This is a genomic window from Microcoleus sp. AS-A8 (assembly GCA_039962225.1).
In the GTDB taxonomy this organism is placed as follows: domain Bacteria; phylum Cyanobacteriota; class Cyanobacteriia; order Cyanobacteriales; family Coleofasciculaceae; genus Allocoleopsis.
The window spans coordinates 240,714-254,560 of record JAMPKV010000001.1 but is presented as its reverse complement, the minus strand read 5'-3'; the positions used below and the strand labels follow the sequence as shown (position 1 = coordinate 254,560).

Below are 13,847 nucleotides of genomic sequence, written 5' to 3'. Positions count from 1 at the left end.
GTTATGGGTTTGGGCTGAGAGTTAGTTACTAGGAGTAGTACAAGAGGCAGTAGAGGAGGAATCTACTGCCTTTTTTCTGGCAATGACCGAAAACCTCATAGACTTTGCCGTTAAAAAAAGCTGCCACTGAGGTTCAACTCCGTGACAGCACCACTCTTTGTCTATTCCGACAAAAGCTGTTAAATGTCCTTTAAGTAAGCTTCCAACGCTTCGGCTGCTAGCTCAGTCATCGTCTTGCCTTGCTTGGTAGCTGTATCCTTGAGACGCTTGTAGAGTTCATCCCGCACACCAACCCGATAGCGTGTTTTTCCCATCGCAACAGCTACTGCCGAGGGTTCTAGCATAATGACTTCATTAACTAAGCCCGTATCCGATTGAGAATCGAGCTTGGGAGACTCATACTCAACCGTAAACTGGCGGATGGCCTCAAAACCGACGCGATCGCAAAAATCTCCGAACTTTTCCCCCGGTTTACGCTCTTTCTTAAAGAAGACGAAAATCGGCTCTAAGAACAATTCCAACTCATGAATGGGCATCCGATCCACATAGGCTTGTGCCAGCCGTGTCTGATCGGGTGAACCTCCCAGCCACACTTGATAACTCTCCGGCGCACTACCGACAAAACCTAACTCTGCCATATAAGGGCGAGCACAACCATTGGGGCAACCGGTCATCCGCACGACAAAATGCTCGTTTTCTAAACCCACTTTGTCTAAAAGCGCTCGAATTCGCTCGATGATACCCGGAATCGCTCGTTCTGACTCCGTAATGGCTAACCCGCATGTCGGGAGGGCTGGGCACGCCATGGAATAACGGACTAAGGGTTCAATCTCTTCTGGAGAAATTTGGATGCCATGTTGCTCCAGAAGCTGCTCGATCGCCAATTGCTGGGAGGGTTCAATGTCATAAAGGATGATATTGTGACTTGCCGTCAGCCGCATGGGTAGGGAATATTGCTGAACAATTTCTCGTAGCGCTGATTTGAGACGGAAGGTGCCTTCATCTTTCACCCGACCATTATCAATGGAAATTCCCAAAAATAGCTTGCCATCTCCCTGCTCGTTCCATCCCAGGTAATCTTCGTATTTGAACGCGGGCAGTGGCTTGTAGGGGGCAATCTTCTTGCCGAAGTATTCCTCAACTTTGGCGGTGAACTTCTCCACACCCCAATCATGGAGGAGGTATTTCATGCGGGAGTGACGACGATTGGCGCGATCACCATAATCCCGTTGCGTGGCTACAATCGCCTTGACTAAGTCGTAGACATCCTCCTTCGACACATAGCCAATTGCGTCCGCCATCCGCACAAACGTATCTTCTTTATTGTGAGTGCGTCCTAAACCGCCACCAGCCAGAACATTGAATCCCTCTAGTTTTCCCTTTTTATTGGTAATGACGACTAGACTGACATCTTGAGTGTAGAGGTCAATCGAGTTATCCCCCGGTACCGTCACCGCAATCTTAAACTTCCGGGGCATGTAATGTTGCCCGTAAATCGGTTCCTCTGGATCGGGGAGGTTGGTTCCGTTGATATTGCGTTCCCGCGCCGCCTTCACTTCTGGCGCTTCCTCGGCACTGATTACCTTTTCGCCATCCAGCCAAAGCTCGTAATAAGCGCCCGTCTGAGGCGTCAGCAAGTCGGCAATATGATTGGCATATTCCCAGGCATACTGATATTCGGGTCGATTTTTATACGGTGCAGGGGGAGCCATGATATTGCGGTTTAGGTCACCACAAGCCCCCAAGGTTGACCCCATGTTGCGGATAATTGAGGCGAATACGGTTTTAAGATTCTTCTTGAGAATGCCGTGAATTTGAAAGCCTTGGCGAGTCGTCGCTCTTAGGGTCTGGTTGCCATATTCTTGGGATAGGCGATCGAGGGTCAGATACAGCTCTGGGGGAATGAACCCACCTGGACTACGGGTACGCAGCATGAACTGATAGTCTTTTTCCTGACCCTTGGCTCGATTATCCCGGTTGTCCTGCTGGTAAGAGCCGTGAAACTTGAGAATTTGAATGGCATCTTCTGTGAAGCGCGTGGTATCTTGCAACAGCTCAGTAGCTACTGGTTCACGTAAGTAGTTGCTGCGTTCTTTGAGTTCTTCATTTTTAGATCGTTTTTGCACTGAGGGGGAAGTCGGAGTGTTAACCATTGGAGCTACCAGTCAGAACGGATGAATTTTATTCCGGTTAATCGGGCGGGATTACGGTAAATAATCTATCTTAATCTTATCTTTTATGAATCTCCGCTTAGCTTGAGAAATCCTAAAATCTACGCCAGCGTTAGTTTATACGTTCTTTAACGCACATTGCTAGAGTAACCCCTCACGATTAAGAGTGCAAATCCTTTGCGATCGCTTCATCAACTTTAGGTCAAGGAATCGAGTGCAATCGCCCATCCTCAAAGTATTCAGCTTTTCCTTGCCCACACTCTCATCAGGTTCATCTAGGGGGAAGGCGCTGTTTCTTGACAGGTTTATATAACCGTTTCGAGTGTCATCAACCTCAGCCAGAGAATCTTCTAGGGTCACCTCTGAGCGACCTAGTCAAAAATACCTAAATACAAAAGTTAATCTTTGATTTCCCAGGTCTACCTGGAGAAATCTCCCGGATGGAATAAGACGTTGATTAAATAAAAATAGATAATAGGAGGTATTCTAAAAGCCTTCGTTATTACATTTTTTAACACTTTGATTTTTTGAATTCTAATGATGCACGCTTTCTATCACTTCCCTTCAATTCTTGAAGAAATATATAGCGAGTCTCTTTGTTCGCGCCAAATTTCTCGGACTCAGTTACATCAACTCCAGTCGATCAGTCAAAATTCTGCACTTAATTCCCAACAAAATCGTCTGATTAAGCGATTGGTCCATGCCTCCCGTCGAGGCTGGTTGAATATTATCGATTAGTAGCTGAAGAGAGAGGTTAGCGATGAGCCAGATCATCCGTTATCAGTGATAAAGCTCACGGTTTAACCCTCAAATAGAATAGACAGGCTAGTTAAGCCTGTCTGAAAACTTTTTTGCTAAGTGAAGAGTGCGCTTACTGGGTTAACCTAAAACAGCTAATGATTCAACAGGAAGAACTGACTTAGAATTTCAAGCCAGCACCAGCTTGGAAACTGACAGCATCAGCAGGGCTATTTTGGTAAGCATCAACACCCCACTTGGTGTCACCATAGATAACTAGATTTTTACCTATCTGTGATTCTGCACCAACGGTCACAACGGGAGCATTCTTGTTACCCAGAGGTGTCGCCTCTCCTGTTTTTTCAACGAAAGAATATCCACCACCAACATAAACATTGGTGTTCTTAGCGACAGGAACATCATAGGTAACTATTGGCATGATAGCGCTAGTATCATCGCTGAATAGGACAGCGCCACGTACAGAAACGGGTGCCTTTTGAGTTGTTAAACGGCCTTGAATATTGCCACCGAAGGTTGCAGCGTCTCCACCTGTTGCACTACCCCCATTGGTGACACCTGCTGATACACCAGCACCGATGTAGTCAGCCTTTGTGCCTTTAACGGGGTCGGCTGAGGCTTGACCCGCAGAAAGTAACGTAGGAGCGATTACGGTAACAGCTAATGCGGCAAAGGTGACAATTGACTTAAGTGTGAGTTTCATAGTTCCTTTCATCCAGGAGTGAGTGTATCGTTGCGTTGTTATTATCCAAGTCGTTAGGAAGAATCCAAAAGTTCCAACAAACTGCAAAATTTTTTTCGGGAAAAATCATCCTTTAAATTCCGGAAAAATCGCTTATTATAGACGATTTATTGAAAGGCCATCTATAATAAAGTGAAATAACGATTGAGCTTGAAAAATAAGAGTATTTTGGGTCGTTTTCTTATCACTTTAAGTCGTTGGCAAATTGAAAAAGTGGACTCTTTTTTAACTGGCACAAGTCAGTTAATTTAAATCAATAATTAAACTGAGATACGGCAATATGTATCTTTGGAAGTAGGAATTGAAGAGGCCGTCTACATCCAAACAAGGTGGCGTCAGTCACAGAAATCAAGTGTAAGACCTTCCATGAGTTACGCTCACAGCAAATCATGAAAGTTTTTTACCTCATCCTCTGGGGGAAGCTGGAACTTAGATAATCGAATAGGTATTTAATTTGGCCTAACTGAATTTTTGAAACTCTTGTGGAATGGGCAAGATGCCCATCTACTACATGTGATTTCAAGGCGGCTGTTAGTCAAACAATTACAAATAGCAAAATTCCACCCGCTTCAAGCGGGCTAAGAGGTTATCATACTAAATCCGACTTGTAGACCTCTTTTTGAAGCGTCTAAACAATCTCTGCCCCACTCCCCCCTCCTCGTATGAGCTCCGGCCCCATCCTCGTATGAGGGGAATAAGGGGGTTATCGAAACGGATGGGGGATCAGAGGCTTATCCTTCGGTTGATTGCCTCAGGCAAGGCACGAAGCGCGATCGCCTGTGCCCCACAGGAGCAATCGCCTAGATTTTGTTAGGCAAAGAAGTTCCTATTTCCTCAAGGTAGCACCATGCTGATTGACCTTTTTGTTCAGTTTTGAAGCCAATCAGGACGCTGGAATCTGGGTAAACCAGCGATTGCGTCCTGCGGCTTTAGCCTGATATAAAGCCGCATCAGCAGCGGCAATGAGCATGGCGGGGGAAGTACTCGGCGTCGGGTCAATACAGGCAATGCCGAGACTGAGCGTGACATGCTGACTCACCCCTGATTGAACATGGGGAATTTGTAAAGCGTTAACAACACTCCGCATTTCCTCCGCCACTTGAGCCGCCGCCGATACTTTGATGTTCGGCAGAATCACGGCAAATTCTTCGCCCCCATACCGAGCTACTAAATCCACAGAACGCTTTGCACAAAAACGTAGGGCATCGGCAACCTGACGTAAACAGGCATCCCCGGCTTGATGACCGTAGGTATCGTTATATTTCTTAAAAAAGTCGATATCGCAAAGTATCAGAGATAAGGGCAAATTTTCCTTCGCCATGCGCTGCCATTCTATGTCCATGTATTCATCAAATCGGCGTCGGTTGGCTACCCCTGTCAGTCCGTCGAGAGACGCCAGACGCTGCAACTCCCGATTAGCTATCTGTAGTTTTTGATAAAGCTGAGATTGCTGGATGAGTCGGCGTACCCGCTGACGCAGCACGGCAAAATGAATCGGCTTCGTGACATAATCGGTGGCTCCAACGGCAAAAGCCCGGTCTACAGACGCTTGATCGTCGAGTCCGGTAATCATCAGCACAGGCGTTCGGGACGCACCGTTGAGGCAATCAACATTGATAAAAGCCTCCTCCTCGGATACAGGGTCATTGATTAGCGTTTGCAGATGGGTACAGCAAGCAAAGCCGTCCATTACGGGCATCAGCGCATCTAACAAGATCAGTTGCGGTTTAAGGCGTTTGTAAACTTCTAAGCCTTGTTCACCATTCGTCGCCTCGACCACCTGATAGCCATCTTTTTCCATCACTCGGCGTAACACTTGGCGCATTGAGGGGTCGTCATCCACGACCAGAATGACCGATGGGGCTTCGGGGAGAGAAACTGGGTTCATTCTTGATATCGCTCGCTGTCGTTGGGCCTGTAACATTGCCTCAACCCTTTCATACTCAGCCTTTAAGCGAGACACCAAGTTGGGTGCCGTCACAGTAGTGCCCCCCCTGCTGATATCTTCCAAATCCTGGCAAAACTGGTAAAGTATTGGGACGCCCACTGTAGCACTCCTTGACTTCAAGGAATGAGCAGCATCCTTCAATTTTTGGCTATCGCCAGTAGCCGCCGCCACACAGAGCGCCTGCAATAACTGGGGAGCCTTTTCCAGATAGTGATCGAGGTCTTCCAGCTTCACTGGGTTCTCTCGCTCCTCTCGCTTATCGATGGCTTGCCATGCCTCTGGAGCAATTGCGGCGTCCGTCAACTGTCGTGGCAAAAGCTCAACAGCTCGAACCTCTGGTGTTTTGGGCAGCGGCTGGTCTGTGCCCAATACCCGAACCAATGCCTTGCTCTGAATGGGTTTAAGGATGTCGTCGTCCATGTAGAGTTGAGACTGTTTAATCGGCTTGTTCAAAAAGGCTGATCGGACAGACACACCCTGGCAGCTTTATTATCGACAATCAACAGATGCCTCATAAAGTCAACTGAAGGCTGAAGTATGAAGGATGAACGGAACTCCGTAAATAAATTTAGGGATTGAAACAAGGATGCTTCGCTTTTATTTTTCTCTCGCGTTAAAAGGCGAGGGCTTACATCCCATTATTTCTTCTTTCATCCTTTATCCTTCTTCAGTCAGCTATTGTCAGAACCGGGGAAATTGGACTCCCCCAAAAGTAGCAACAGGAGCAACGATGTTAGTTAAAAAGTTGAGCGATGCCCCAGCTCTTTTTTAACCCACATTCTAACGTCCCTTATTACACATAGCTGCTTCCTGATCACAAGGAGATGCTGAGGCAATGAATTTGGGATTGACCTGTACCTAACAGTTATGGCAGCTACGCTAAGTAAGGACAGCCTGCAAGAACCCAGCGTTAGTTTTCCTCCAGTTTATGCACTAAGACACCTATCTTCACTGTCGCCGTGTCGCCCAAATCTGTTCCTCAATTAGGCCGCTTTTGCTTATCTTTAGTGGGTTGAGGTGGCTTTTTATTAAAATAAGCTTCTAGAACTTGGAGTGTCATCGGCCCTGCGACCTTACCCCCACCGCCGGCGGCGGAATGTTCAACAAAGGCCACCACTACAATCTCTGGTTTATCCGCAGGCGCGTAAGCTCCAAACCAAGCATGTGGCTTACCCGGAGGAGCCTCTGCTGTCCCACTTTTCCCCGCAGTGGGTGGCAGGTGTGGCACATCCAAAGCCTTGCCAGTTCCAGATGCCACCACTTCTCGCAAGCCCTGACGTATCACCTTGATGGTAGGCGGTTTGATGTTGAGGGACTTGCGCCAGCTTTTTGACTCCTCATTGTCCTTGAGTAAGTGCGGTTTCACCCGATAACCGCCATTCGCTGGCACAGCAAACATCACGGCTACTTGTAGGGGGGTTGCCTGAGTAAAGCCCTGACCGATAGACATATTGACCGTATCGCCAACCGTCCATTCCCATTTATAAACCTTCTGTTTCCAGGCTTCATCCGCCACTAACCCCTCGGCTTCTTCCGATAGCTCAATTCCGGTTTTTTGACCAAAGCCATACTTGCGTGACCACTCAATCAGTGTTGGGCCGCCTGCACCTCGACCAATCTGACCAAAGAAGGTGTTACTGCTCATCGCCAAAGCCCTGACAAATCCGATGGAACCAAAGCCTGCCTTGTTCCACTCCCCAAAGGCGGTATTGCCCACTTGTAGCGCCGCATAAGTCGGAAGGATGGTGCTGGGAGAGTATTTGCCCGATTCCATCCCAGCAGTTGCCGTGACAATTTTAAAGGTACTGGCGGGAGGAAAGCCGCGCATCGAGCGGTTGACAAAGGGGTTGCCTTTGCCTTGTAGTTGCTTCCAGGTGGCTGAGGTAATCCGAGTCGAGAAAATGTTGGGGTCAAACGTGGGACGGCTAACCATCGCCAAAACAGCACCCGTGTTAGGATCGAGGGCGACAATTGCCCCCTTGCGATTCCCTAAAGCGGCTTCCGCTGCCTTCTGCACCTTCAAATCCAGAGTTAACTGCACATCCTTACCGGGTTTAGCTTTTTTCTGCCCCAAAACCCTCAAGACCTGACCCGCGCCATCCACCTCAACCTGCTGCCCCCCCCATTCACCTCGCAGTTTATCCTCATAGGCCTGCTCGACGCCCATTTGACCGACAATATCGCCCATGCGATAGCCTTCCGATTTACGCTTGGCGAGTTCTTCATCGTTGAGTTCCCCCGTGTAACCCAATACGTGAGCTGCCAAATCGCCGTTGGGGTAGTTCCGCACCGCTTCAATATCTACCTCTACCCCTTCGAGTTGGTTGCTGTACTCTGCTAGCGCTGTAATCTGGGCAGGACTGATGTCCCGTTCGATCCGGATGAGAGAAGGCGAGTTAAAGCCTGCTCGTTCTACGCGTTTTTGAATATCGGCTTCTGGAATATTCAACGTCTTCGAGAGGCGTTGGCGGGTTCCAGGCCAGTCCCCCTTCTTCAGTGCGATCGGCCATAGATAAACCGCATAAGACAAGCGACTGCTGGCCAACACGCGACCTTTACGGTCAAAAATATTGCCCCGCACCGGTTGCTTGGGAATCAGACGAATCCGGTTACTTTCTGCTAGTTGTTGGTTACGCGCTCCTTGAATCAACTGTAAGTAAGCTAAACGGCTGCCCATTCCTCCTATCAGGAAAGCGCTCACGAACAGCATGACAAAGATGGATTGGTAATTACGCCCAACAGTGCGGGGAGTCGGCTGACGTCCCCCGGAAGAAGGCTGAAAGACAGACATATCAGAAAATTTTCCCGGCAGGAGTCCGTTTAAATTTTCACCTATTGTATTGTTTCTTGTGACTTTTTTGTGCTATTTATGTAACTTTCTGTTTTTAGGTGGTCAATGGGGAATGGGTAATGGGCGGGTAATCAGGGTTTTTGAGGGGTGTCTGATCAATTTCCCATTACCCTGGGTATTAGTTACGAGCTGCTGGTTTAGGTTTAGAAGTCGGGGCCTCTGACTTCGGTTTGGGGATTAAGCCCGGATTGTTGTGCTTAAAGTAAGCCTCCAGCACTTGGCGCACCATCGGTCCTGCTACCGAACCGCCGCCACCCCCAGAATGTTCGGCAAACGCCAGTACCACAATCTCTGGTTTATCCGCAGGCGCATAGGCTCCAAACCAGGCATGAGACTTTCCGGGAGGCGCTTCCGCTGTACCACTTTTTCCAGCCGAGGGCGGGAGTTCGGGGACGTTCAACGCCTTACCCGTTCCTGCCGCCACCACTTCTCGCAAACCCTGACGTATCACCTTGAGGGTAGCGGGTTTGATGTTGAGTGACTTGCGCCAGCTTTTTGACTCCTCATTGTCCTTGAGTAAGTGAGGTTTAATCCGATAACCACCATTGGCCGGTGCCGCAAACATCACCGCCACTTGTAGAGGCGTTGCCTGGGTAAATCCCTGACCGATAGACATATTGACCGTATCACCAACTGTCCAGTCCCATTTATAAACCTTCTGTTTCCAGGCTGCATCGGCAACTAAACCTTGGGCTTCTTCCGATAGCTCAATTCCGGTTTTTTGACCAAAGCCATACTTACGCGCCCACTCAATCAGGGCTGGGCCGCCTGCACCTCGACCAATCTGACCAAAGAAGGTATTACTGCTCATCGCCAAAGCTCTGACAAAACCGATGGAACCAAAGCCTGCATGGTTCCACTCCCCAAACGCCGTTCCGCCCACTTGCAGCGCCGCATAAGTGGGGAGGATGGTGTTGGGAGCGAATTTGCCCGTTTCCATCCCGGCGGTTGCCGTGACGACTTTAAAGGTACTCGCGGGCGGAAAGCCACGCATCGAGCGGTTCACAAAGGGATTGCCTTTGCCTTGCAGTTGCTTCCAGGTGGCAGCGGTAATCCGTGTCGAGAAAATGTTGGGGTCAAAGGTGGGACGGCTGACCATCGCTAAAACAGCACCGGTATTGGGGTTGAGAGCCACAATTGCGCCTTTTTGCTCACCTAAAGCCTTTTCTGCGGCTTTCTGCACATCTAAATCCAGGGTTAACTGCACATCCTTACCAGATTTAGCTTGTTTCTGACCCAAAACCCTCAGGACATGACCAGCACCATCCACCTCAACCTGCTGACCTCCCCATTCACCCCGGAGCTGGCTCTCAAAGGCTTCTTCGACGCCCATTTTACCGACAATATCGCCCATGCGGTAGTTTTCAGATTTACGCTTGGCGAGTTCTTCATCGTTGAGTTCCCCGGTGTAACCGAGGACGTGAGCCGCCAACTGATTGTTGGGGTAATCCCGCACCGCTTCAATATCTACCTCGACCCCTTCGAGTTGGTTACCGTATTCTTCCATGGCTGTGATCTGAGCCGGACTGATGCCACGGGCAATCCGCAGGAGGGAGGGGGAGTTATAGCCGGCTTTTTCCAAACGTTTTTGAATCTCACCTTCTGGGATATTCAAAATCTTGGAGACGAGTTTAAGGGTTTCAGGCCATTCTGCCTTCTTGCGCGCAACAGGCCAAATATACACCGCGTGAGACAAGCGGCTGCTAGCCAACACTCGACCCTTACGGTCAAAAATATTGCCCCGCACAGGTTGCTTGGGAATCAGACGAATCCGGTTATTTTCAGCCAACTGTTGGTTGCGAGTTCCCTCCAGCAACTGCAAATAGACTAAGCGAGCGCCCATGCCTCCGACGAGGAAGATGCTCACGAACAGCATGACAAAGATAGATTGGTAATTACGCCCAACAGTGCGGGGGGTAGGTTGACGCCCTAGGGAGGGAGGCTGATTAACAGTCATAGCAGAAATCGTACAGGATGGAGTCCAAACAAGTTTTGACCGGGTTGAGGATTGAGCAGGATGTCCCCAGCTAGGAGAAACGGCTCAACCCTCAACTGAGGATACGTGTTTTTTTAGTTAAGGCAAGGGGGCGACCCGAATTTTAGTGATAGCGTGAGTGGAGTATTTCCACAGCAACTAGCGGAACGTGACGCCAGCGAAGCATGAGTTGGTCATCGTAATACATCAAGACCGTCGAGTAGACAGATAAAATAATCCCAGGTAGGGAAACGACGCTTAACCAAACAGACAGACTCGCCCTCAAAATTGGGCATCGCCGCTGTTGAACTAATCACTATGTCTCAAACTTCCGTTAAAGAACAACGCGCTCCGGATACTGCGACTGAGCTTGATGTTGAACTCCGCAAGGTGTTCAAAGTTTTTGCTGGAGAGACGGCTGTCCGGGGTGTGGACTTGCAGATTCACCGGGGAGAATTTTTTAGTATCCTCGGCCCATCGGGTTGCGGTAAGACGACAACCCTACGCTTGGTGGCTGGCTTTGAGACGCCCTCAGCAGGAGAGGTGTTGATTCAGGGGCAGCCGATGAATCATGTCCCTCCCCACCGACGCCCGGTGAACACGGTCTTTCAAAGCTATGCTCTGTTCAATCACTTAAGAGTGTCGGAAAATATCGCCTTTGGTCTGCGGTTGAAAAAGCTCAAAAGCGCGGAAGTTGAAGAGCGGGTGAAACAAGCGCTCAAACAAGTGAAAATGGAGGCTTACGCAAATCGGTTTCCAGGGCAACTGTCTGGAGGGCAACAGCAACGGGTGGCGTTAGCACGAGCTTTGGTGAATCGACCGGCTGTGTTGTTGTTGGATGAACCCTTGGGGGCGTTGGATTTAAAATTGCGTAAGGAAATGCAGGTCGAACTGTCGAATCTGCATCAAGAGTCAGGGTTAACGTTTATTATGGTGACCCATGACCAAGAGGAAGCGTTGAGCCTGTCTGACCGGATTGCGGTGATGCGCGGTGGAAAACTTGAGCAAGTGGGTCCCCCGACAGAAATCTACGAACGTCCCCGCACGACCTTTGTGGCCGATTTTATTGGAGATACCAATTTATTTAAGGGGCGCATAGAATCTTCAGACGCCTCTTCGCTTCAGATTCTCACCCCAACGGGTCTGAAGATTGTTGTGCAATCGAAGCCGCCCAGCCCTGCGGCGACGCAGACACAAGAAATGGTAGTCAGTATACGGCCTGAAAAAATTCGTCTGTCTCTGTCTCCCCCAGAGTCAACCATCAATTGCTTTGAAGGTTATCTCCAGCATGTGATGTACTTGGGAACTCATGTGCATTATGTGGTGGAGTTGGAGAGTGGCGATCGCTTAACCGTCAGGCTACCCAACGTTACTCATAAATTACCCGATACTAACACTCCAGTTTACGCCCGTTGGGCTCCTGCTGATTGTCTCGCGTTGGAGGAGTGAGGTCATGTCGGTGATGGGGATGAGTTCGTTTTTACACGAGTTGGAGTCCTACTGCTTCTCTAGCGCGATTGTCACGTTCCTCGATAGTAACAGCGAACCCATGGTGATCACCCTAACGCGCCAAGGGTCGCAAGTCACCTATGGCGACGACTGGGGCATCAAAGAATTATTCATCTCCAAACTTTTATGGGACTGCAATCCTTCGGGTTCGTTGATTTTGCGCTCTTTCACGGAAGAAATCGATGAATTCACTCAGTTACCGATTAAAGAACTGCGGGGTTACATTCTCAAAGGTAATGGAGATGACTTGGAATTTGAAAAGCTATCCCCCAAAGCCATGTTCGCCTGTCACAACACCGACGCCCAAACCGGCGAACCTCTTGCTTTAGAGCAATCCGTGCGCTACTGCTAAGAAATGGGTTGAACGTTGGCAGGTTGAAAGTTGACAAATTGAAAATTCTAACCCTCTAAAACCCTTCAACTTAAAACCTTAAAACCTTCACCTTAAACCATTAAAACCTTCAACTTTTTCAACTGTGCCTACCCCCGATCAAGATACATTCCTCAAACGTCCTAATCGGCGTCAATTCTTAAAGTTAGCCGCCTCGGCAACGCTAAGTAGTACGGCGCTTTCTGGCTGTGGCTGGACGCTGGCTGAGGTGCGTCCGACAGCTACGGGTCAAGGTTCTACAAAAGCATCAAAGGATGTATACATTTACACTTGGGCAGGCTATACGGATCAGGATTTGCTCAAACGTTTTGAAAAAGAAACGGGTTTCCGAGCTGTAGCCGATGTCTTTGATTCTAATGAGGCAATGCTTGCCCGACTTCAGGCAGGCGGTGGCGGTGGTTATAGCATTATCTATCCGTCTGATTATATGGTGTCGAAAATGTCAGAGATGGGGCTATTAACTCAACTCGACGTCTCTCGCATCACGGGATTAGATCAGCTATTTCCCCAGTTCCGCAATCCTGTTTCCGACCCAGGCAACCAGTACAGTGTACCTGTAAGCTGGGGCACAACGGGTTTAATTTACAACAAAAAGAAGTTAAAGCAGGCACCCGAAGATTGGTCTTATCTGTGGGAAAATCAACAGCAACTCTCTAAGCGGATGACATTGCTCAATGATGTTCGCGAGGTGATGGGAGCGACGTTGAAAATGTTGGGTTACTCCTATAACTCAACCGATCCTCAACACATCCAACAAGCTTATCAAAAGCTAATGGAATTAAAATCAAACCTCGCTTCATTTACTTCTGATGCTTGGCGACCTCAAGTTTTAAGTGGCGATTTACTCGTAGCCATGTGCTATTCGGCTGATGCTAATGAAATCATGGAAGAGAATGAAAGCTTGGAGTATGTCGTGCCTAAAAGTGGCTCTTCTCTGTGGATGGATACTTTGGTGATTCCCAAAAGTGCGCCTAATGTTGAGGGTGCTTACGCTTGGATTAACTTTATGTTGCAACCGGATGTGGCGGCTGAAGTTTGTAAGCGATTGAGTTTTGCTACACCCAATGAAAAGGCTTTTAATTTGTTGCCGGCTGAAGTTAAATCAAACCCAAGTCTTTTTCCACCAAAAGCAACGCTAAAAACTTGTGAAAGTATTGTACCGGTTCAAGAGTCAATTAGTGGTGTTTATGATGGATACTGGACTAGATTAACAAGCGCTTAAGAAAGTAGGAGAGCGCATCCGTTGGATCAGAATATGTTTTTAAGGCAGAGGTTGCAGAGGGTCGCAGAGTTTTTGGAGTTCAATTTCAGTGAATTATAAGGCAGACGAAAATAAGATGAAGTAGAAAGTTTAAAATAGAACAATAGATGACCTCTGTAACCTGAGAATTTATCCTAAATTTTTCATTCTTTATGATTTAGATTTTTACCAAATTTTCAACTTTTTCTTCCTTCATCCCTGTAATTACCTGTGTCTACTAACATTACTCCCCCCTCTTTACCT

The 13,847-nt window shown here is 48.4% G+C and carries 8 protein-coding genes and 1 pseudogene; 3 read left to right on the top strand and 6 right to left on the bottom strand.

Translation table 11 applies throughout. From position 1 onward, the window contains the following. Positions 1-179 precede the first annotated feature (179 nt). The 6 genes and pseudogenes from sir to mrdA (NDI48_01005) all read right to left on the bottom strand — a co-directional run bounded on the left by sir (position 180) and on the right by mrdA (NDI48_01005) (position 10,425). A complete protein-coding gene (gene sir, locus NDI48_01030; GenBank protein MEP0829787.1) occupies positions 180-2,153 on the bottom strand; it encodes a sulfite reductase, ferredoxin dependent in 1,974 nt (657 codons plus the stop codon). A gap of 937 nt (positions 2,154-3,090) precedes the next feature. Beyond that, complete coding sequence (locus NDI48_01025) at positions 3,091-3,630, bottom strand: porin family protein (protein ID MEP0829786.1); 540 nt, start codon at positions 3,628-3,630, stop codon at positions 3,091-3,093. A 922-nt stretch (positions 3,631-4,552) separates the two neighbouring features. Then, positions 4,553-5,557 (bottom strand): PleD family two-component system response regulator, encoded by a 1,005-nt coding sequence (locus tag NDI48_01020; GenBank protein MEP0829785.1) that lies wholly within the window; start codon positions 5,555-5,557, stop codon positions 4,553-4,555. A gap of 96 nt (positions 5,558-5,653) precedes the next feature. Next, a pseudogene (locus tag NDI48_01015) lies at positions 5,654-6,037 on the bottom strand (Hpt domain-containing protein). A gap of 559 nt (positions 6,038-6,596) precedes the next feature. Next, a complete protein-coding gene (gene mrdA / locus NDI48_01010; GenBank protein ID MEP0829784.1) occupies positions 6,597-8,408 on the bottom strand; it encodes a penicillin-binding protein 2 in 1,812 nt (603 codons plus the stop codon). Positions 8,409-8,586: 178 nt separating this feature from the next. Further along, positions 8,587-10,425 carry a penicillin-binding protein 2 gene (gene mrdA / locus NDI48_01005; GenBank protein ID MEP0829783.1) on the bottom strand — a complete coding sequence of 613 codons (1,839 nt, stop codon included), beginning with the start codon at positions 10,423-10,425 and terminating at the stop codon, positions 8,587-8,589. 336 nt (positions 10,426-10,761) lie between these two features. On the opposite strand from mrdA (NDI48_01005), the gene NDI48_01000 reads away from it, so the two are divergent. From NDI48_01000 to NDI48_00990, 3 genes are all read left to right on the top strand, one after another. Next, positions 10,762-11,892: an ABC transporter ATP-binding protein gene (locus tag NDI48_01000; GenBank protein ID MEP0829782.1), complete on the top strand. Its 1,131-nt coding sequence runs from the start codon at positions 10,762-10,764 to the stop codon at positions 11,890-11,892. A gap of 4 nt (positions 11,893-11,896) precedes the next feature. Beyond that, the gene (locus tag NDI48_00995) at positions 11,897-12,304 is read left to right on the top strand and encodes a hypothetical protein (protein MEP0829781.1); all 408 of its coding nucleotides are present in this window, start codon (positions 11,897-11,899) and stop codon (positions 12,302-12,304) included. Positions 12,305-12,428: 124 nt separating this feature from the next. Next, complete coding sequence (locus NDI48_00990) at positions 12,429-13,565, top strand: spermidine/putrescine ABC transporter substrate-binding protein (protein ID MEP0829780.1); 1,137 nt, start codon at positions 12,429-12,431, stop codon at positions 13,563-13,565. Positions 13,566-13,847 lie beyond the last annotated feature (282 nt).

What these genes read in the sequence shown, in the direction of transcription:
- mrdA (MEP0829783.1), bottom strand. Translation starts at nt 10,425, where the DNA reads ATGACTGTTAATCAGCCTCCCTCCCTAGGGCGTCAACCTACCCCCCGC.
- NDI48_00995 (MEP0829781.1), top strand. Translation starts at nt 11,897, where the DNA reads ATGTCGGTGATGGGGATGAGTTCGTTTTTACACGAGTTGGAGTCCTAC.
- NDI48_01025 (MEP0829786.1), bottom strand. Translation starts at nt 3,630, where the DNA reads ATGAAACTCACACTTAAGTCAATTGTCACCTTTGCCGCATTAGCTGTT.
- mrdA (MEP0829784.1), bottom strand. Translation starts at nt 8,408, where the DNA reads ATGTCTGTCTTTCAGCCTTCTTCCGGGGGACGTCAGCCGACTCCCCGC.
- NDI48_01020 (MEP0829785.1), bottom strand. Translation starts at nt 5,557, where the DNA reads ATGAACCCAGTTTCTCTCCCCGAAGCCCCATCGGTCATTCTGGTCGTG.
- NDI48_01000 (MEP0829782.1), top strand. Translation starts at nt 10,762, where the DNA reads ATGTCTCAAACTTCCGTTAAAGAACAACGCGCTCCGGATACTGCGACT.
- sir (MEP0829787.1), bottom strand. Translation starts at nt 2,153, where the DNA reads ATGGTTAACACTCCGACTTCCCCCTCAGTGCAAAAACGATCTAAAAAT.